At 33.9% G+C, this 20501-nt stretch carries 19 protein-coding genes, 1 pseudogene and 1 riboswitch; of the genes and pseudogenes, 3 read left to right on the forward strand and 17 right to left on the reverse strand.

Going from position 1 to position 20501, the window contains the following annotated elements:
* Positions 1 to 53: 53 nt before the first annotated feature.
* The 12 genes from RBU59_RS13300 to RBU59_RS13355 form a co-directional block, all read right to left on the reverse strand.
* Positions 54 to 1034, reverse strand: a complete 981-nt coding sequence (locus RBU59_RS13300) for a phosphotransferase enzyme family protein (RefSeq protein WP_308148344.1) — start codon at positions 1032 to 1034, stop codon at positions 54 to 56.
* 627 nt (positions 1035 to 1661) lie between these two features.
* Positions 1662 to 2597 carry a phosphotransferase gene (locus tag RBU59_RS13305; RefSeq protein WP_308148345.1) on the reverse strand — a complete coding sequence of 312 codons (936 nt, stop codon included), beginning with the start codon at positions 2595 to 2597 and terminating at the stop codon, positions 1662 to 1664.
* Between the two features lie 796 nt (positions 2598 to 3393).
* A complete protein-coding gene (locus RBU59_RS13310) occupies positions 3394 to 4968 on the reverse strand; it encodes an MDR family MFS transporter (RefSeq protein WP_308148346.1) in 1575 nt (524 codons plus the stop codon).
* 105 nt (positions 4969 to 5073) lie between these two features.
* Positions 5074 to 5610 (reverse strand): PadR family transcriptional regulator, encoded by a 537-nt coding sequence (locus RBU59_RS13315; RefSeq protein WP_308148347.1) that lies wholly within the window; start codon positions 5608 to 5610, stop codon positions 5074 to 5076.
* Positions 5611 to 5806: 196 nt separating this feature from the next.
* Positions 5807 to 6715, reverse strand: a complete 909-nt coding sequence (locus RBU59_RS13320; RefSeq protein ID WP_308148348.1) for an AraC family transcriptional regulator — start codon at positions 6713 to 6715, stop codon at positions 5807 to 5809.
* Positions 6716 to 6926: 211 nt separating this feature from the next.
* Positions 6927 to 7721: a hypothetical protein gene (locus RBU59_RS13325; protein WP_308148349.1), complete on the reverse strand. Its 795-nt coding sequence runs from the start codon at positions 7719 to 7721 to the stop codon at positions 6927 to 6929.
* A gap of 106 nt (positions 7722 to 7827) precedes the next feature.
* A complete protein-coding gene (locus tag RBU59_RS13330; protein WP_308148350.1) occupies positions 7828 to 8001 on the reverse strand; it encodes a hypothetical protein in 174 nt (57 codons plus the stop codon).
* A gap of 87 nt (positions 8002 to 8088) precedes the next feature.
* Entirely contained in the window at positions 8089 to 8610 is a 522-nt protein-coding gene (locus RBU59_RS13335; RefSeq protein WP_308148351.1) for a manganese catalase family protein, read from the reverse strand.
* On the reverse strand, positions 8585 to 10165 hold the full coding sequence (locus RBU59_RS13340) for a recombinase family protein (protein WP_308148352.1): 1581 nt from the start codon (positions 10163 to 10165) through the stop codon (positions 8585 to 8587). The genes RBU59_RS13335 and RBU59_RS13340 overlap by 26 nt, the downstream gene beginning before the upstream one ends.
* A gap of 7 nt (positions 10166 to 10172) precedes the next feature.
* Positions 10173 to 10352, reverse strand: coding sequence for a hypothetical protein (locus tag RBU59_RS13345; RefSeq protein ID WP_308148353.1), 180 nt, complete (start codon positions 10350 to 10352; stop codon positions 10173 to 10175).
* A 58-nt stretch (positions 10353 to 10410) separates the two neighbouring features.
* Positions 10411 to 11325, reverse strand: a complete 915-nt coding sequence (locus tag RBU59_RS13350) for a tocopherol cyclase family protein (RefSeq protein WP_308148354.1) — start codon at positions 11323 to 11325, stop codon at positions 10411 to 10413.
* Positions 11309 to 12793, reverse strand: coding sequence for an FAD-dependent oxidoreductase (locus RBU59_RS13355; protein WP_330698541.1), 1485 nt, complete (start codon positions 12791 to 12793; stop codon positions 11309 to 11311). The genes RBU59_RS13350 and RBU59_RS13355 overlap by 17 nt, the downstream gene beginning before the upstream one ends.
* A 355-nt stretch (positions 12794 to 13148) precedes the next feature.
* Between RBU59_RS13355 and RBU59_RS13360 the strand changes: the two genes are divergently transcribed.
* Positions 13149 to 13907 (forward strand): sulfite exporter TauE/SafE family protein, encoded by a 759-nt coding sequence (locus tag RBU59_RS13360; protein WP_308148355.1) that lies wholly within the window; start codon positions 13149 to 13151, stop codon positions 13905 to 13907.
* A gap of 72 nt (positions 13908 to 13979) precedes the next feature.
* Here the strand turns inward: RBU59_RS13360 and RBU59_RS13365 are convergent, their stop codons facing one another.
* The 5 genes and pseudogenes from RBU59_RS13365 to RBU59_RS13385 all read right to left on the reverse strand — a co-directional run bounded on the left by RBU59_RS13365 (position 13980) and on the right by RBU59_RS13385 (position 17524).
* Entirely contained in the window at positions 13980 to 14843 is an 864-nt protein-coding gene (locus RBU59_RS13365; RefSeq protein ID WP_308148356.1) for a YitT family protein, read from the reverse strand.
* 103 nt (positions 14844 to 14946) lie between these two features.
* A pseudogene (locus RBU59_RS13370) lies at positions 14947 to 15132 on the reverse strand (manganese catalase family protein); the annotation flags it as partial.
* 3 nt (positions 15133 to 15135) lie between these two features.
* Positions 15136 to 15393: a spore coat protein CotJB gene (locus tag RBU59_RS13375; protein ID WP_308148357.1), complete on the reverse strand. Its 258-nt coding sequence runs from the start codon at positions 15391 to 15393 to the stop codon at positions 15136 to 15138.
* Positions 15390 to 15689, reverse strand: coding sequence for a spore coat associated protein CotJA (locus RBU59_RS13380; RefSeq protein WP_308148358.1), 300 nt, complete (start codon positions 15687 to 15689; stop codon positions 15390 to 15392). The genes RBU59_RS13375 and RBU59_RS13380 overlap by 4 nt, the downstream gene beginning before the upstream one ends.
* A 119-nt stretch (positions 15690 to 15808) precedes the next feature.
* Complete coding sequence (locus tag RBU59_RS13385; RefSeq protein ID WP_308148359.1) at positions 15809 to 17524, reverse strand: bifunctional diguanylate cyclase/phosphodiesterase; 1716 nt, start codon at positions 17522 to 17524, stop codon at positions 15809 to 15811.
* 78 nt (positions 17525 to 17602) lie between these two features.
* Positions 17603 to 17685, reverse strand: a riboswitch (cyclic di-GMP riboswitch).
* A 549-nt stretch (positions 17686 to 18234) separates the two neighbouring features.
* Between RBU59_RS13385 and RBU59_RS13390 the strand changes: the two genes are divergently transcribed.
* Both RBU59_RS13390 and RBU59_RS13395 read left to right on the forward strand, forming a co-directional pair.
* Positions 18235 to 19182, forward strand: coding sequence for a helix-turn-helix transcriptional regulator (locus tag RBU59_RS13390; protein ID WP_308148360.1), 948 nt, complete (start codon positions 18235 to 18237; stop codon positions 19180 to 19182).
* 228 nt (positions 19183 to 19410) lie between these two features.
* On the forward strand, positions 19411 to 20361 hold the full coding sequence (locus tag RBU59_RS13395; RefSeq protein ID WP_308148361.1) for a helix-turn-helix transcriptional regulator: 951 nt from the start codon (positions 19411 to 19413) through the stop codon (positions 20359 to 20361).
* Positions 20362 to 20501 lie beyond the last annotated feature (140 nt).

Below are 20501 nucleotides of genomic sequence, written 5' to 3' on the forward strand. Positions count from 1 at the left end.
TCCCTGGTATAATTTTTGCTGCATGCGAAAATTTTAATCATTCAATTAGGGATTTATAACAGAAAACGAACTATATCAGGAGCTTCTTTTATCATAGATAGAAAGCCAGTTTTTAGCTCAGTGTTTTGATTTAGATAACCCTGCATACAGGTAAATAGCAGCATTCTTCGATAGTTTATGAATGTATCTATTTGCTTCAGCCAAAAATCATCAATATGATTTTCTGTTTCATACCCATTAATAAATTCATTAAAATAACGTTGTATAGGTTCTTTGTTGTAGACATTATTAAATATACCGCCTGCCATATCAAACATGATACCTTGAACCGGAACAACGATATCCTGCAAAAAGAAATGACATCCAGCAACATCAAAATCAATCATAGTAATATCATTACCGTTAATTATAATGTTAAATTGATGATTGTCATTATGGATGAAACCATAATTATTTCTGGTAATCGGTAGTTGTGAAAGCGCAACACTCATTTCTTTCCATTTGTTCTTTACAAATTCATCCTTACACCAGTCATAAAAGAAGTTAATCTCATCTGTATATCCATACTCGGAAGATTTACCGTTTATATTTTTCCATATCGGGTAGTTCTTGGTAACCCTATGTGATTTTCCTATTAATTTGCCCCAATGATAGCTCAAATCTGAAGTTAGTAATTCAGTCTTAGGATTTTCTCCTTCACAGTATATCATCGAATAGGCAATATAGATATGATCCCCATCTTCATAGGTGGCATATAAATTCTTTTCCGAATTTTCCTCAGGATATGCAATATTAATATCCTGAGTTCCAAGATAATGAATAAATGCTAAACGATCGCTGAGTGCTTTTAATTCATCTCTTCCCGGTTTATCCACTGCCAAGATTTTGAGCACCTTTTTATGACCTGCCAAATAATAAGAGTATGCTATACCGTCCGAATCTTCTCTCCCACCACCCAAAAAAGTAAGGTCAGAGTCTTTTGTTTGATATATATTGCATAGATTGATTAGTGCTTTTGAACTTACATTTATCATAGTTATCTCCCTTGAATACAAATAATAAATTTATGGAAATTGGCTACTCCCTATATACACGACAGCCATACCAGCCATTTCCATGCCAGGTTCTGAATACATTAATACGTCTTCGCGATCAGATAAATAGTTTATATTTTTCTTAATAATTGTTGTATTTACGATACATCCCCCCATTTATCTTTAATTTCATTCATAGTTGCCACAAGCTACGAATCGTTGTTGGATTATTCAACTCACATTTATAATCAGTTTGCAATATGTCAGTGGCTATACAATAATAATTCTGTCTGATTTCTCCTTTTGTCCTTCTTAATGTAATATATCGTAACCTTATATCATCTAACATATTATCAGTGATATTTATTTCTTCTAGCAATTCTTTTATAACACAAGCTCTAGCATCATTAAGTTCATATTCTTCAAAATGTCCTCCTGCAGAACCAACCAAACATCATTAACTACTCTACTTCCTTGCCTATAAAGCAATAGCATTTTGTTGCCTTGTGAAATATAAACAGATGACATATTTCTTAACCTTCCATCCATATTCTTTCTCCCTACAGTTCAAATTTTTCAGTAATTTATACTTGTACTTTTCATAATTATTAATGGGAAGTTCATAAACTACTCGGTTTGCTTAAAAATCATGATGAATGGAGCTAGGATCGTATCACACCACCGATCGAGTGCTTGAACAAATTTCTCATCCTGAAATCTTTTGTTATGATGTGATGCAGTATATCTTATGGGATAAAGTGCGGTAAACGTACTAATAAAAAATTGGTTTATAACGTGCTTTGTAACAGATTGATATCCTTCAAAAAGAAATGGTGTCAATTTCTCGTCGTGTAATGTCCAGTTCATATCTGATAGATCCATTTCTGCAAGTGCATACCCTGATAATGAAAAATCTATCGGACTGATCTCACCATTTGAATATATTAGATTGGATTTACTTAAATCAGCATGTACGAATATAAATTGCTGCTTTTCTTCCAAAACTACTCTTCTTATGTAGGATAATGCTTCCTGCATCGTTCGGTAATTCCGTTCCGTTATATGTCTCAATTCATAGGCTTTCCTAATATCGTTTGAGATCTTATCTACAAACACCTCATCATAACAATATCTATCCGGACAGGAAATTTTGGACATGGCATTATGTAAATTTCCTATTGTCTGGCCGATTATGTAAGCGAGTTCATCTGTAATAATCGTTTTTTGCAGATCCTCACCTTCCAACCAGGAAAGCAATGTTACCGGAACTCTTTCTTCAAGATATGCGATATATTCGTTGTACTTATTCTTGATTGGATATTGTGTTTTTAAATTTCCAACCGTTCGCAATAGGTTAAGTAGTTCAATCTCACTATCTATAAGTATATGTCGCGGAATGTTTCTGCAGCCTGCAGAAAGATCTAAGCCATCAACTGTTTCATGGATTCGAAGAAGAAACCTCTGATTAATATCCTTTACTAAATATGTCATATTTTCATTATGACGTAATAATATAGCCTCAGGATGTTTGAAGTCATAATTCTCCATTGCTTCATTCAACATGTGTTACCCCTCCTTACTTATCTATTGTAAAGTAACTGTTTTTAATGGGAAGTTCCGAGCAAATTCATCATATATTACACTTCCAATTAGAATGTTAGAATCTAATTGTTCTTTTAACTTTCCAACCGTTGTAACAACACAGGCACCAGTATTCCTCTTTATTTATTACATCAGTTAAAATCGATATTTTATTGATTTGCATAAGTAATATCAAATTTATGAATTTGGAATATTTGAATTAATACTTACACTATGTCTTTCAGTTACTCCATGCGCTGTTAATCCAATTTCACTTATATTAAAAAAGGATGATTTGTTATAAAAAATCGATTTTCATATAGTATTGAATTTTTAAAATCTGCTAATTTTGAAACAATATCAAAGCTCATCATATCTCCCCCTAATCTGTATCCATTATTCAATATCCCTAACTTCCCATTATTGCTATAACATACTCAACATTAATTTATACCTAGTAGTTACACCAAAAACCTTCTGCCATCGGATTAATATGCAAAATTGAATTAACCTCTTTGAATTTGATATTGTCACACACTTATATTATTATATTTCCATTATATACCTGAATATGTAATATTACAAAGATATTTTACATATTTCAACAGCCCAAAAATAATCCCTCTATTTTCCATTTGTCAGTTTCTTATAAAAATATGTAAGTTAAGTTTTAATATAATTTACAACTATATAATACGTTTTCCCACCTGCCGCTATTAGGTTATCAATCGATTTATTTGTAACATTTGCACGATAAAATTATTTTAGATAAGGTAATTTAAACTATTTCCTCATTTTTTTTACCGCTCTCTCTTGTACGGACAGGAGCATCTTTAAAAATAATTGTAAGTACAAAACCCCCAATAGCCACAAACATACAAAAAAAGAAAATTTCATGTATGGAACTCGAAAGTACTTTTTTTGCTTCCTCAAGTGCTGTGATCAGAAAGCTTGAGTATTGTGTTGGAGTGTGTTGCACTATTTGATTGACCGATTCTGAATTCGTAATTACTTGAGGATTTTTAAGTATTTCTTGAATGTTGCTAGGAATATTACTTAAATCCAGCTTTTCGAATCCCATATTCATTGCTGCTGACATTATTGTTCCATATATTGCTGAACCAATCGTACTGCCAATATTACGGGAAAATTGAACTGTTGATGTAGCTGAGCCGATTTGCCTTTGTGGTACGGAATTTTGAATGTTTGTGTTAGCAATAGGCATATTGATTCCAATGCCTAAGCCTAATATAATCATATAAAAAATTACATTGAAATATGGTGTATCGGCGCTCATCGTGGAAAGCAATCCGGTTCCAATGGTCATAAGGCCAAAAGCAGTAAAAACAAAAATTTTACTTTTTCCTGTCTTTGATATTAATACTCCCGTTAATGAACTTGCAAGCAAAAGTCCAAGCATCATAGGCATTGTTATTGAACCGGAAGTTGTTGCTGTTGTACCAATGATTCCTTGTGCAAAGTATGGAATATACATAATTGCTGCAAACATAATTCCATTTGTAAGGAATGCCACTATCAGCGTAACACTGATATTTCTATTCTTGAAAAATGATAGTGGTATAATTGGGATCTGCGCTTTAGATTCACAATAGACGAAAATTCCCAACATTATAAAGGAGAAGATAAACATTCCGATAATCTGTACGGATATCCATGGGTATTTTTTACCACCCCAGCTAAAGGCAAGCAGCATAGGGACTAGGGCGAGTATCATTGCAAATGTTCCAGAATAATCAACAGAATTCCTTCTTTCCTCCGATTTAAAATCAGGCATTATGAAAGATATAATTGTTACAGCAAGGATTCCGACTGGTATATTGATGTAGAAAATCCAACGCCAACTAAGATTATCGATAATTAACCCACCAAGAAGAGGCCCGATTAAACTTGACAGTCCATACATAGATGCCACCATTCCCATATATTTCCCTCTTTTTGCAGGTGGAAATAAATCGGCAACAACGGTAAAAACGCTGGTAACAACAATACCTCCACCGATTCCCTGTATACCACGGAAAATAATAAGTTGAATCATGCTTTGGGACATTCCGCACAATGCTGAACCGCTTAAAAATGTTAAAATACCAATTACGAATAACGGCTTTCGCCCAAAGATATCAGCGAGTCCACCCGAAATGGGAGTAATGACGGTCGCACAAAGCATATAAATTGTAAATGGCCAGGCATAGTATTCCATACCTTGCAGGTCATTAACCATTTTTTTCATTGCTGTACCGACAATTGTTGAATCCAGAGCTGAAAGCAGAAGACTTGCCATTAGTCCTATTAGAATCAATGTGATTTTAGTTTTACTTAAATTTTTTGTTTTCAAGAAAGATACCTCCATCTATGTACTATATATTATATTAGTATACTTTATACTATATAGAGATAAAAAATTATGTTTCTCTCAAAACATAATTTTTATGAAAAACTTTTATAGACTATTTTTTTCAGTAAAATCATCCGCAATCTCTTCAAACCACTCATAAAACATGGAATACATCTTGTCATATAACTCCAATATAGAGATTGCATAAAAGGGTACAAATTCTTTTTTTGCTTCAATATTGGATTGAATAACCTTTCTTGCTTCAAAAAGGTTGTTTCTAAGGTTTTTAATCATCGCCAATCCCATATCTGGTGACACATTGTGAAGATTTGCAGCAAATGCAACAAAATCGATATAAATCATTCCTGGCTCTTCAGAGTACTTTTCCATCATTTTTACAAAATAATTTCGACCCTTTTCATTTATTCTATAAATTGTTTTCTCTGGCATTTCCCCTTCTTTAACAACTTCATTATCAAGATATCCCTTTTTATTTAGTGCAATAAGATTTTTATAGATCGAAGGAGAACTGATTTTCACCCATGCCTTTATATTGCGGGCTTCCATATTTTTTTTCATCTCATAGGCATTCATTGGTTTTTCCAGTAAAGCACCGAGCAACATCAAATCAATCGTTGACATATATAACCTCCTAGTGGTATAAAGTATACCACTATAGATTATACCTATTTTTGATTTCTGTCAATAGAGTATTCAGATGGACTTCGACTGGCCATTTAACATAATCTTATCAAGCTTCTATCATTATGTCCTGAACGGCCCAAAAAAGATGCCGCTTAAACCTTGTGGAGCCTTGACAGAATTATAATACTTCCTATCACTGTTTTTTTATGAAAGGTACCATTAATTCCATATAGGTTGTTTCAGGTGTATTTCCATAATATAATTCAGGGGCAAACACATCACTCATCAGGCCGTGCTTCTCAAGCCATAGCCCGCTGTATTTTATTGCTTTATTGAGTGCAACCGTAACAAGTTCCTGGAAATTCTCCGCTTCAAATCCGCAGACGACATATTCTCTGGCAGGAAGCCTAAAGGTTTGTAAATGCTCATTCATCGCTCCATACTCTACCTCTGCTCCAACGAAATAGGTAAAACATCCCTCCGGTGCGTCTCCAAGATAAGCAACACCTAACTCACGACCATTGGATATGCGGTGAATCTGACCTTTCTCCTGATGGAAACGCCTCCATATTTCACCGGGCATATCAACACCGGTCGATTCTCCAACAGGTAGCTGCCCCGCAATAGGAACATAACCAAACACCCCCATAAAATCAACCGGTTCATTTAGGATTTTACGGTTCATTTCCAGTACAAGCCCATCGCTAATCAGGGGTACTCCCTCGTCAATTAAGGTATAGCCAAGTAATAGATCAGGCTTGTCAAACTGGTTGAGAGAGACTGGATTATCTCGGTACTGCTCAGGTGTCATTCCATATGCCTCTTTGAATGCTCTCGTAAAAGTTTCATGGCTGCCAAAGCCGTATTCTAACGCAATATCAAGAATGCGGTTGTTTTTGTTTTCCAGTACTTCCAAGACTCTAGCCAAACGACGCAGTTTAATATATTCCCGAACCGGCCTTTTAACCAAACGGCTGAACAACCGCTGATAATAGAATAGTGACAGAGAAGCGGTATCTGCCAATACCTCAATTTTTATATTCTCTCCTATATTCTCCTCAATATAATCCAGAGTTTTCTGGATTGCTTCCCATGCATGCATAGTATGCACCTCCTTTATTGACAGGATAATATAAATTATTAAATTCCGCTTGACCATATCTGCTCTTTTAATTGATTTTTAGATGATGTACCTTATCCGTGCTTTTTATCTCCCCTTTTAAAATAGTAAAGAATTCGTCTTTAGCATAGTATTCTTTCCAAGGGTCATGTCCACAAATCGTTATATAATTAATACTTTACCTGACAAACAATCATTGTTTGCACTTCAATTCGAGTTTTTGTATGTCACCATCAATATTAATACTCACATTTATTACATCCTCTTTTTTATCAATCCGGTAGCTATCTGTACTATCACCGCAATTTATTACAAATATATTGCTTTTTATAGGGTCATCTTTATCCGTACGTGATTCAGACCTGGTCACTCCCCCTCCTATATATTTGCAAGATATTTCCCATTTCTTCACTTCTGATAAATCAGCCAACTCATTTTTATATATTACTATTAATGATTTATCAGCAGCATATAAATTAAGACCATTTTTATCAATGGCTGTTACTTTAGCATCCACTTTATATTCGGCAATCCAGTCTTTACTTTCTCCTTTAAATGTTATTGAATAAGCATCATTAACAGAAAGTGATTCAAACCAGTTTGTGAGTAAATCAAGAGCTATAGGTATGCCAACATCATAATGAATATTATTTATTTCTACCCTGCTACCATCCCCGGCTATCCTTATAATCCGGTTATCCTCTGTATGTAAATCATAATAATAATGATATTTCGTTTTATCATCTTGATTATGTGATTTCTTATAATATCTGGCATTCCACAAATTAATGAATTGTTTTATTCTTTCTTTATCCGCTGTTTCAACAGAAGTTCCATTACTTCCATCTTTCATATAAATCTCTGTTACATTTGCTTCTTTTGTACCTAATAAATCATCAAACTCCTTTTCTTGATTTAGATAAAATAAAATTGCAAATATAAATAACATCATAAAAATCGAAAGTACTATAACAGGTTTCTTATTCATAAGACATCTCCCCCAATTGCCATTACCATCAAAATAACAATGGTATATTGCTATCATCATTATCATCATAACCTAATTCTTCCAGTTTCGTCAATATACGGATGAATCATTTCGAAAAAACCCTTTTACCATAAAATAATTTAAAGGAATGCTTTCCTAAAGGAACCAGAAGTTCTATTTTAATCTGTCTCTTCTCGGTATCGCTGTATTCTCCAGTTTCTTTATTACCACCGAATAATTCATTCAGGGATTGCAGTTTTTTATTAATTGTCTGTGTCACATTCTAACACCTCCTGGGCGTCAGGCCGATAGGTCAGCAATAAAAAAAGATATGGAAAAGAAAACTTTCTTTTTCATACCTTTAATACTATCTGAGATTCTTCCCTAAACCAAAAGAGGTCAACTTTAAGCCCAGTGGCGGCTCTTTTTTTTCATTCAATTCTAAGCCCTTATAACTATAGGCTTTCAGCTTGCTTAATATCGCCCGATTCGTTTCACCAAATCTCTGAAAGTGAACGATTTCTCTTTCTCTTAAGAAACGAATCGGATCGATAATATCGGGATCTTTTATCATACGGAGAATGTTATCATAGGTTGTTCTGGCTTTTTGTTCTGCTGCCATATCTTCAACTAAATCCGTAATCGCATCACCTTTTGATTGGAAGAAAGTTGAACTAAACGGCATACCGCTTGCTGCCTGGGGCCATAAACCTACGGTATGATCAACAAAATAAGCTTCAAAACCGGCTGCTTTAATTTCATCAATTGTTAAATTTCTTGTCAATTGATGAACAATGGTACTAACGATTTCCATATGTGCCAGTTCTTCTGTACCTGTATTGGCTATGAAATGACGAATTACCTTAATATATTTGATAGGTAAAACCATTCTTTATTCCTTTTAAATATACTTCTACATAAGTAACATCAGAATTATCGATATCCTCTTTGCGGTAAATGTTAATTTTGTCCAGAATATTATGATAAAAGATATCATTCCATTCCAGACCGTTTATAAGTGGGCTCAGAATTTGCCTGATCTCATCATAAATCTTCTCTTTTATATCCTCCGATGTATTCTGATTCGTAACCTTTTCTTTCTGCATATGCTCCTCTAACTCCCTGCTTAATTGATTAATGGTTGTATCATACTTTTGTTTCAGTACGTTATAATCCGTATCAGTTATTTCATTTGAAAGAAACATATCTATTAAATGCTGCTTTTTTAATATATTTTTCTGAAGCTTTTTCCGTTTCGATTCCGAACTCTCATAATCCTCGTAAATAGTATTTTTAATTGACTTATATACACCATTAATCAGCTCTTCCTTATCAAGTTTAAGTTTTTGTATAATATCTTTCAGAATATACTTTAAGTCTTCCTCTGTTACGGTGTTGTTATCACATCCTCTGGTATTTCCTTTCGAATCGGTATGTTGCTTCCCTTGCTGTACGGCTTTATAACACCTCCAATACCGATATATCCCCTGACTTTTAAGTTTTTTTGAACGGGATACATAAGAATGCCCACAGCTTTTGCAATGAATCAGACCTGAAAAACAATACCTGTTGGTATATTTCTTTTTCTCTTCCGGCAGAAGAATTCTTTGTTTTAATTCAGATTGTGCTTCCTTAAACAGTTCTCTTTCAATGATAGGTTCATGATGATTATAAAGTGTAATAAATTCCTCTTCTCCGTGATTGTATTTTTTTTCATGCTTTAAGTAATCAGGCGTATATGTTTTCTTTTGAATTAAATCTCCGCAGTATTTTTCATTTTTTAATATTTTTAAAATACCAGCCCCATACCATTTATTTTTGCCGCCAGCTGTCGGTATGCCTGCCTCAGAGAGTTCTCTGGCTATTACATGGGTACCTTTTCTCTCTCTTACAAATTTATGAAAAATCAATCGTACCGTTTCGGCTTCTCTTTCATTAATAAATAACTTACCGTTCCTCAAATCATATCCAAGCAAATCAGTCCCAAATACCACTCCCCGTTCCATGCTACGCTTTTGTCCCCATTTTACACGCTCCGAAGTCTTACGGCTTTCCTCCTGTGCAATCGATGCTAAAATAGTAAGTCGCAGCTCTGCATCCGGGTCCAGGGTATTAATATTATCGTTTAAGAAAATAATACCGATTCCTAGATCCTTTAATCTGCGGGTATAATAGATACTGTCTAAGGTGTTCCGGGCAAAACGGCTGATTTCTTTTGTTAGAATCAGATCAAAGACGTGATTTTGTGCATCTTTTAACATATGTAAAAAAGCATATCTTTTCTTAATACTGGTCCCTGTAATTCCTTCATCCACATAGATTTCAGTAAACTCCCAATTGGTATTCCGGTTAATATAGTCATTAAAATATTTCTTTTGATTATCAAGGGAATTTAATTGATCTTCACTCTCCGTGGAAACCCTGCAATAAGCAGCAACTTTCATCAATAAATCACCGCTTTTCCTGATTTTTTTCTAAAATGTATTCATCTAATTGATACCTGTCAATTATTTTTTCATCCGTTAATACCAGGAGCAAAGCTTCTTGTAAATACATTAAGAATTCATCTTTTTTAAGGTCGTTTCTATCCATATTATCCTGTTGCAGTATTACTTTTTTAGTACCACTCAATACAAAACCTCCAACTAATAAATTAAGATATTAATATCTATTAGTCGGAGATTGTACATTATTCGACGAATTCGAAACTTACATGCCTGCTGGTAAGATGTAATATCAGGTTGCTTTTTTCATAAAGCAGAAATTCCCCTGCAATTAAATGCTGTTCTTTAATTGTTTTTGACATATCTCCAAGCACCGGCGCTGCTAGTTTATGGGAAAACTCAGGATTATACTTCGTATTTTTTCTTTTATTGTTATAGAGTTTTACTTTAAATAAATATTTGCCCTGCTTTAAACATATTTCATTACAGGTACTTTTCAACACTTTTACCCCCAGGTAGGTAGCAAATCGGTATTCCTTACCTTTATAATGTATGGCACAGATACAACCTTTAAAATGAATTCCATGGTAGGGAATTTCCGCTATGGAGATAAAAACCGAACACTTTTCTGCGGGAAAATGATTACACTGTATCCACGTATAGGACTTTGGGAATGAATGACCCATATCTTTTTCCAAATAACCGGAACCGGAATTAAAGTTATATTCTCTTTTGTTGTATTTTAAACTTCCCTTTATTTTATGGTACATGCTGATAATTTCATGTTTACATTCCATTCCGGGAAAATAATGAAAATATCCCATAATAGTATAGGGGAGAGGTTCCATTTTACCGAAATACAGGATACCGTTTATTGTAATTTTCTCTGTATGAATATCTATTTTAATACCTTTTCTGCTGAAACTATTATTCCCTATCCTGATAAACAAATACTTACGGTTAAGATAGAAATCTTCCGGTTTATAAGGAATTATATAAGAATTGTCATTCATAATAATTTGCAGGAACACCCTGGATATTCCATTCTTATCCGTACTGTAACTTGGGATAAAGGATATGATTTGATCTCCTTTTTGGCATTTAAAATACCAGCCCTCAAAAAAGGATTTTTTGTAAACATAATTAATTAAATGTTTCATGCTCTAGACTCTCCAAGGCCGGATTGTTAATTAAGACACCGGTAAAATCAAATCGGGAACCATGGCAGGGGCATTCCCAGCATAATTCATCCGGATTCCATTCCAGCTGGCAGCCTAAATGGGTGCATTTAGCCAATACCATAAATACTTTGCCGTCCTCATCTTTATAGACCCCTACTTTATGCCCATCTTCTTCTATCAATGCCCCGTGGCCGTTTCTAACTTCATCTAGTTTTGTTTCCGGAATTTTTAATTTCTTTACAATTAAATTATTTACCGTATGTTTTGTTTCATCCAAAAGTCCTGACATGGAAGCATTGACTTGGAATCTTTGAGGATCAAAAACCTCTTCATAGGAATTCTTATTTCCACTTATTTTATCACTTAAAATCATGGCAGACACCATGGAATTGGTCATACCCCACTTATTAAACCCGGTTGCCACATAGAGATTCGGTGTTGACGCTGAGTAGTTTCCGATATAAGGTATCTTGTCTACCGAATGGCAATCCTGCGCCGACCAATGACAGACTTCCTTACTTTCGGGATAATATTCTCTTGCCGTTTTCCTTAAGTTTTCATATTTTCTTCCGGAAGAATTTTCTCCGGTTCGATGGCTTCCTCCTCCTAATATAATCATATCCTTATAATTTCTGAAAGAATAACCGGATTGGCTCTCATCTTTATACATACCATCAAGTTTGGGAGCATTACTGATTGCAATTGCATAGGATCTTTCCTGGTGCATTCTTATAAAATAATATCCGGGACTGTTAATAAACGGATAATGAGTCGCAACAACAATTTCCTTTGCTTTTACTTTACCTCCCTCTGTTAAAACCACCATATCTTCAATTCCTTTTACCATGGTATGTTCATATATTTTCAGAGGTTTGACCACTTCTTTCAGAAATTCCAAAGGGTTAAACATAGCCTGATTATTAAATCTGACTGCTCCCTTTATAGTAAAAGAGAGGGTTGTATTCGTGGTAAATTCTGCTTTAATGCCGCACTGCTCTGCTGCTCTCACTTCTTTTTCGATTTTTGAAACATCCTCTTTGGTATAGACATAAGATGGAAGCCTTTCAAAATGACAGGAAATATTATACTCCTTTATCAAATCAGCATACATCTGTATTGCCGCTTCGTTAGCCCTTCCGTATTGTTGTGCCTTTTCCCTGCCAAATTTCTGAAGTAAGTAATCATAAATTAAAGCATGCTGTGAAGTGATCTTTGCAGTGGTATTTTGTGTCTGTCCACTTGCAATTTCGTTTGCTTCCAGTACCACTGCTTCAATTCCTTTCTCTTTTAGTAATACAGCAGTTAATAATCCTGCCATACCGGCTCCAATTATAACAACATCAGCATTGATATCCTTTTTTAATTGTTCTCTCTTTTCAAATCGGCATTCTTTTTGCCAAATGGATTCCATATTGTGATTCTCTATCCTGGAATTATCTGAATTCATAAATAGTTTCCTTTCTATCTGGTTCTTAATGATAGAATTACCAAAAACAGATAGAATACTCAAATATCTATCATAAAAACAAAATGATAATATTATTGACTTAATGAACCGGAGTAGATATACTGATTCAAGATTCTTCTATGATTTTATTAATTCAGAATAAATTTGATTCTTCAAGGACTTATCATGTATGGATTAAGAATGTCATGAGAATTCTGAATCCTTTACTTAATAACGTAGGATGGATACTAGAATTAGGGATTTATTACCCAATGAATGAAAATCTTAGATTTTAATATTAGGTTAATAAAAAACCTGAATCTGCACATAAGAGATATATGGAATGGAGATTATTATGGATATTACAATACATACCTTTTTGATTGTCTGCCCTTTGGTATTTCTAGCAGGACTAATAGATTCCATAGCCGGCGGCGGTGGATTAATTTCTCTCCCGGCTTATTTTATTGCCGGTCTTCCCCCTCACTATGCAATAGCCACCAATAAAATGTCTTCCAGTGTAGGCACTGCAATCGCTACTTTTCGCTACTGTAAAAATAAATTGGTCGACTGGGGTATCGGAATACCCTCTGTCATACTGGCTTTGATGGGTTCCACCCTTGGCGCTAACCTGGCACTTTTGGTTAATGAAAAATACTTAAAATATATTCTTTTAATTATTTTACCCGTTGTGGGATTTCATGTTCTTAAAAACAATTCCTTTGCAGATAAAGTGAAAGAGAAACCTCTCCCAAGAAAAAAGGTATGCACCATTGCTTTTATTGCTGCTTTTGTGATAGGTGCATACGATGGATTTTATGGTCCCGGTACCGGAACTTTCCTGATTCTCATCTATACCGGACTGGCTAGGATGGATATAAGAATCGCGTCCGGTAACACGAAACTGGTTAATTTAGCATCTAATATAGCCGCTTTAATCACCTTTATCCTTAACGGAAAAATAATCTTCTTATTAGGTTTAACTGCCGCTCTTTTTAGTATTGCGGGCAATTATATCGGCTCCGGACTTGTCCTAAAAAATGGTTATAAAATTGTAAAGCCGATTATTTTAGTTGTTATTAGTCTTTTATTTATAAAGATCATTTCCGGATGAAAACGGGAATTTATCGCAGAATTACATAAGTATTAATAAGGAAAACCATAAAAATAGTCATAACATTTGACTTTAAGCTCGGAAACCTCGCCCGATAATTTCGCTTGTATTGGTTATTAGTATAAATGCATCCGGTTCAGCCTGTTTAATAAATCTTCTTAATTGAACTGCCTGACTGCGGTTCATTACCGTTAAGATAAGTTTTCTTGTCTTTTCTGTGAAAGCACCCTCCGCATCACAAATCGTAGCACTGCGATGCAGGTGATTTAAAATATAGTCACAAATGGGTTTCGGATCTTCGCAAATAATTGTGAAATACTTATTTAAATTCAGATTTTCAATTACAGTATCCACCAAGGTTGATTTTAGAAATAATCCTAATAAGGATAACAACCCTGTTTTAACATCAAATACAGCAAACGCAAAAAGTGTTAAGACAAAATCGGAATATAATAATGATTTTCCTATATCAGCATTGGTATATTTTTTTAATAGCATCGCTGTTACATCGGTTCCTCCGGTTGATGCTCCTATATTAAATAACATCGCTGCTCCTACAGCAGGCAGGATAACAGCAAATGCAAGTTCCAGCATAGGTTCGTTGGTTATCGGACCATTCATGGGTACCAGTATTTCTAATAGTTTTAAGGATAAGGACATTAATATACTGCCATAAGCAGTACGGTTGCCAAAACTTTTGCCTAATACAGCATACCCCACAATTAATAATATAAAATTAATAATTAAAACAAGGGTACCCGAGCTGATCGCAGGCCCTAATATATTACTTAACAGGATGGCTAACCCGGTAACACCGCCAATAGAAAAATGGTTTGGGAACTTAAAAAAATAGACCCCGATAACTACTAATTCTACCCCAAGGGTTATATAAATATATTCTTTTAATTTTGTCCATAATTTATTTGGTTTATCCACTTAAGTCCTCCTTAGTTCTTCGGCAGGTATTATTTACTATTCCATAGTATGATAGCAAGACATAAAAAAGTCAAGCATATTTGTGTCATTTTGAACCCGATATCCCTATATCGGTTAATACACCACAAACTTCTTTGTAAGGCATGGAATATCTTTGAGACAAATAACGCATGGAAGCTGCCAATTCACCGTCAGGACCGCCAAACTGTGTAATTATAAATTTAGCTGCTTTTGCATTAGAGTTTTTGATGTTTACAGGATATTGCAATCTTTTTTCATAATTCCACATAAATTAGCACGCTCCTTCCCATGGCCATGGATCGTCTATCCAAGTCCAATAATTAGCATCTGCTACGTCATAAGCCGAAATAGGCCCATAGCAGTCTCTATATTCTTTCATAGCTTCCTTGCGAATCTGTCTGTAATTCTGATAATAGTCCAAAGCTTCCCTGTCATAAGGATGAGTGTCCAAAAATAATTTGCAGTCGTCTAGCGCAAAACTTGATTCTGTGATAATGCACATTAACTGTTCACGACTTTTATTTGTCATGGCCTATCACCTCTCATTCCACACATATTTCTGTCTCCATAAAAATGCAAGTCTAATTCCTGGAAAATTGTTCCGGTAGCTAAACCTGCTGATGCATCAAGTACTTTTCTCCATTTCTGGAAAGGTACATATGCCATGGCCAGTGGTAATTTATCAAGACATTTATCAAAATCATCTTTGTCACATTTAGCTCCGGCTTCCATTACCGGAGTTACACCGCAGCCACATTGAGGATTTTGATAGGAACCCATATTTTTGTTATAACGGGTATACATAGGACGTCTGTAGTTATCCATTTAATAAATCTCCTTTATTGATTATACAATATTTTATGAATCATTTTATATAAGGTTACAACAAACAAAAAAAAGACACATAATCCTGCTACTTAATGCATAGAATATGTGTCTGATAATTAATTATCAATATATCCAAATGTATACTGTTCAAACTTAGGAACAGGTATCGGCTTTGAGTAAAAATACCCTTGTGCCGTTTCACAACCGGCTTCATAAAGAAATTTCGCCTGAACAAAATTCTCAACTCCCTCAGCAATCACTTCAATATTTAACTTTTTCGCCATTGCAATGGTATATTGAATAACCGTTTTACCTCTTTCTGTAGTAACTATCTCATTTAAAAAACCCCGGTCAATCTTAATTACATCTACTGGTACGTCTTTCAGCATATTAAGCGACGAATAACCTGTCCCAAAATCATCCATGGAAAGAATAAAACCTTCTTTTTTTAAGTTATGGGCTAAATAGGATAACTCATCCAGATTATTTAAAAAAGCGGTTTCAGTCAATTCCAATTCAATAAGATTTCTGGGAACCTTATATTTTTCGGCTAACATGATGAATTTCTGAACAATATCTGCATTATGGATGTGAAGACGGGAAACATTCACTGAAATCGGAATAGGTTCGAACCCTTCATCCAACCACTTTCTTAATGTTACAAACGCCATCTCCCAAACCAGATAATCCAGCTTGATAATAAATCCGTTCTTTTCGAATAATGGAATGAACCGCTCCGGAGAAATAATCCCTTTTGACGGGTGAACCCATCTGACTAAAGCCTCAGCGCCTATAACTTCCGTTGTCGCAATCAATACTTTAGGCTGGAGGTATATCTCAAACTCCCCATTCTCCAGTGCCAGGTTCATTTCATTTTCTATGTCTTTATCTTCAATTCCCCGCTGCCGTAATGTTTCATCATAATAAGCTACTAACTCTAATACATTTCCTTTTATCGTCTTTTTTGCAAGACTGGCACGATCACATAAAGTAATGATATCTGTATCATCTTCTGCCTTACATACACCAAAAGAAAGCATTACTCCTAATTTCAAAGGGTACTGTTTCACCTCTTCTCCCAATAAATCTGCAATATAACCAAAATCGGAATCTTTATTATATTGCATTAAAATGGCGAAATTATCAGCGTACATACGACAGTATAAAAAATTCTGGCTGATTTTGTTTTTTAAAATGTAACCAATATATTTTAATACTCCGTCCCCTTCTTTTGATCCATATAAATCATTAATGATACGAAATTTATCAATATCGAAAACTACTACTGCATATGACTTATCCCTGTTGGTTCGAATTAGTTCTTCCGCATCGGCAGTAAACTTTAGTAAATTAGGAATATCGGTCAGTGCATCTTTCTCCGCGCGGTTTTTTATTTTCTCAAACGCTTCCATCTCTGCACTCACATCCTGAGCCGTCCCTAAAACCCGAATGATTTTACCGTATTCATTAAAAATACTTTTTTTACTGCTTCTGATCCAGGCATATCTTCCATCCGGATTTCTTCGGCGATAGGTAATGGAATGGGAATTACTTCCATCCTTACCATATTTCAAAAAACTCTTGAAACTATCCAAATCATCCGGATGTATATTTTTATAACATATCATCTGTTTTAGGATAGCCTGCTTTTTGAATGGAACTCCTGTCATTTTTATAAAGTTATCCGATACATAAATTTCATTATTGATAAGATTTAAATCATAAATGAATAAGTTAGTCTGCTCGATTATTATGCTATAGCGGTCTTGTATTTTATTAAAAGTCTCATTATCACTCACTTTCAATTCTGAACTGCTTCTTCTTTCGTCCATAAAATACCTCACTTCGCATAAACCAAAGCAGAAAAAACTTAAGCTTAAGTTATAATTTCTATCAACATACATTGACCATATTGCAACTGGCTGCCATACCTGTTCGTTTAGGCCCTTTAGTTTTGCGCCGCTGCCTTTAGGCAGGTTTGCTAGCATTTTTCTAAATACTTATGGTAAAAATTTTATATGAACTCCCCTCAAAGTCTTAATAAAATTTTTCTTTAAATTTACCTTAAATAAAAAGCTTAAGAGCGTTTTTTAAATATGTACTTGTCCTTAGTTGTAATTTACTAAGTGAGTAATAATTGATACGTTTTAATATGTAGTTTCTTCTTTTTAATCTCCTTTCGTATGGATTTTTTGTGCTAAATGTAAATCTAGAAGAAATTTAGCAGATTCTGTCAAGTTTATTACAACATATTTGAAATAATTTTCCTAATATGTTATAATTTGTTATTGAGTTTCACAGCCCCACTTGACACCACCCGCACCAAAAGTGTGTATAGCCCCTGATGTGTTGTGTTGGTTAGTTAATAAGGATACATTTGAAATTGTCAAGACAATTACAAGCAAAGCCAAATAATAACGTAATTTAGAAGTAAATTTCCTCACTATTCATCCTCTTCTTTCAAATTTATGACTAAATTATAACATTAATTTAAAAATGAATAAATGGACGCTTGCGTCCATTAAAAGTCAGGTGATTACCGATGAACTATGAACATTTTGGTGAATTTCTAAGAGAATTAAGACTGTCACGAAACATGACCAGAGAACAGTTGGCTCAGGACATCTGTACTCCTAAGCAGATCTACCGGATTGAAAAGGGGGTCTATGAGCCTTCTTTATATCTGATAAATCAATTATCCATAAAATTTAATATGGATCTGAATGAATATTTCAAAATGTACTTTACAAATATTACCATTTTAGGTTTAGAGGGTATTAAATCCATTAATGCTGCAATAGAAAAAGGAAACATGCAATTATTAAGAACTATAATTGATAAATACGAAAAGTTCGAGGACTTTAAAAAAGGAGAAAATCTTCAGCATATCTACTATGGTAAAGCACTTTGTTCTGCCTTATTGGATAGTGATTACAAATCTTCCTTAGATTATTGTTATAAAGGTATATGGATAGAATATTCTGAATTTAACATTGATAACATATCCAAGAATATGTATTCTAATGTAGGCATTTCACTTCTACATTGTATGGCACAAAATTATCTTGCGATGAATCAAAATATAAAAGGTATGATAGTCCTAACTGAACTTATCGGAACATTGGAAACTTATGTAATAAACTCTCCTTATACTCTGTTCCAAGCCTCACAATTTTCTCAGAAAGTATATCAGTTACTATTATATAATACTGGCGTTCACTTATTTAATCATGGTGAAATAGAAGAAGCTTTAAATTATGTGGAAAAAGGCATCGCATTCTCCTTAAAGGTATATAATTTACGGCATCTTCCTGACCTGATTTTTATGAAATTTAAAATCCTTTACTGCGTACATAAATATGAAGAAGCCAAGGAATATTATAACCGTGCTTTTTATCTTTATAAAATAGCCAACGAGGAATCTATTCTAGCCGAATTGGAAGCCACAGCAAAAACAGATTATCCCGAAATATTTAAGGAAAAGTATTAATTATCCTTTTATCGAATCTAATCTCTAATTTAGATCATTATACCTAATCAATATATGACTAAAAGCTAGAGTTATTAAAGTATTTATTTATACAGTTAATTACATTTAACATTTTCTGATTTAAAATCAATAGACACTTATGTCTATATGAAAACCAGCAAAAAATGGTTATTATAGTAATAAATAGTTAAACTTCTTAAGAATAAGATTTTCAAGAGGTACCATAATATGAACTATGAACATTTTGGTGAATTACTTCAGGAATTGAGAATGAAATATCATATGTCCAGAGAAAAGCTGGCTCAGAATATTTGTACTCCAAAACAGATATACAGGATTGAAAAGGGAGATTCCGAGCCTTCCATCTACCTTTTGCATCAGTTATCTATTAAATTTAATTTGGATTTAAATGAATATTATAAGATGCATTTTACCAACAACACCTTAGTAGGATTAGAGGGCATTAAATCCATAAATGCAGCTTTAGATAGCGGAGATATGACATTACTAAAATCTTTAGTTAATAAATATGAAAAACTGGAAGAATTTAAAAAGGGTGAAAATCTTCAACATATATACTATGGTAAAGCACTTTGTTCAGCCTTATTAGATAATGATTACAAGTCTTCCTTAGATTACTGTTTCGATGGCATGCAAATTGAATATCCTGGATTCAATTTAAATAAAATGCATAGAAATACCTATTCTAATGTTGGAATTGCACTCTTAAATTGTATAAGCCAGAATTATTTCGCAATGAATCAGTACAGCAATGGAATGAAAGTTCTTTTTGAAATACTTAATATATTAGAAAACTATGTTCTAACACCCCCATATCCCATGTTCCAGGCCTCTCAATTTTCTAAGAAAGTATATCAGGCAGTCTTATGTAATATCAGCGCTTCTTTATTAGACAATGGTGAAATTGAAAATGCGTTATCTTATGTAGAAAAAGGTATCCAATTTTCGATAAAAGAGAATAACTTGCGATTTCTTCCTGACTTATTGCTAATGAAGTTTAAAATCCTCTATCATAAGAAAAATTATAAGGAAGCCAGGGAATATTATAACCGTACTATTTATCTTTATAAAATAACGAATAAGGAATCTGTTTTAGCCAAATTGGAAGCCACAGCAAAAACAGATTATCCCGAGCTATTTAAGGAAAAGTATACATAAACCGTAATATATTGAAACTAAGCGGTACTATCTAAGTAAAGCATTACATCCTTTATTATATTAGCATCCTAATCTAAAATAAATAGACCTTTACGACTAATTAAAATTACATAATACTGTTATTAATAATCAGATGGTTA

It is taken from the genome of Anaerocolumna sp. MB42-C2, from assembly GCF_030913705.1.
Taxonomy (GTDB): Bacteria; Bacillota; Clostridia; order Lachnospirales; family Lachnospiraceae; genus Anaerocolumna.

Coding starts and splice junctions, on each gene's coding strand:
- RBU59_RS13300 (WP_308148344.1), bottom strand. CDS start 1,034: ATGATAAATGTAAGTTCAAAAGCACTAATCAATCTATGCAATATATAT.
- RBU59_RS13305 (WP_308148345.1), bottom strand. CDS start 2,597: ATGTTGAATGAAGCAATGGAGAATTATGACTTCAAACATCCTGAGGCT.
- RBU59_RS13315 (WP_308148347.1), bottom strand. CDS start 5,610: ATGTCAACGATTGATTTGATGTTGCTCGGTGCTTTACTGGAAAAACCA.
- RBU59_RS13320 (WP_308148348.1), bottom strand. CDS start 6,715: ATGCATGCATGGGAAGCAATCCAGAAAACTCTGGATTATATTGAGGAG.
- RBU59_RS13325 (WP_308148349.1), bottom strand. CDS start 7,721: ATGAATAAGAAACCTGTTATAGTACTTTCGATTTTTATGATGTTATTT.
- RBU59_RS13335 (WP_308148351.1), bottom strand. CDS start 8,610: ATGGTTTTACCTATCAAATATATTAAGGTAATTCGTCATTTCATAGCC.
- RBU59_RS13340 (WP_308148352.1), bottom strand. CDS start 10,165: ATGAAAGTTGCTGCTTATTGCAGGGTTTCCACGGAGAGTGAAGATCAA.
- RBU59_RS13350 (WP_308148354.1), bottom strand. CDS start 11,325: ATGAAACATTTAATTAATTATGTTTACAAAAAATCCTTTTTTGAGGGC.
- RBU59_RS13355 (WP_330698541.1), bottom strand. CDS start 12,793: ATGAATTCAGATAATTCCAGGATAGAGAATCACAATATGGAATCCATT.
- RBU59_RS13360 (WP_308148355.1), top strand. CDS start 13,149: ATGGATATTACAATACATACCTTTTTGATTGTCTGCCCTTTGGTATTT.
- RBU59_RS13375 (WP_308148357.1), bottom strand. CDS start 15,393: ATGACAAATAAAAGTCGTGAACAGTTAATGTGCATTATCACAGAATCA.
- RBU59_RS13380 (WP_308148358.1), bottom strand. CDS start 15,689: ATGGATAACTACAGACGTCCTATGTATACCCGTTATAACAAAAATATG.
- RBU59_RS13385 (WP_308148359.1), bottom strand. CDS start 17,524: ATGGACGAAAGAAGAAGCAGTTCAGAATTGAAAGTGAGTGATAATGAG.
- RBU59_RS13390 (WP_308148360.1), top strand. CDS start 18,235: ATGAACTATGAACATTTTGGTGAATTTCTAAGAGAATTAAGACTGTCA.
- RBU59_RS13395 (WP_308148361.1), top strand. CDS start 19,411: ATGAACTATGAACATTTTGGTGAATTACTTCAGGAATTGAGAATGAAA.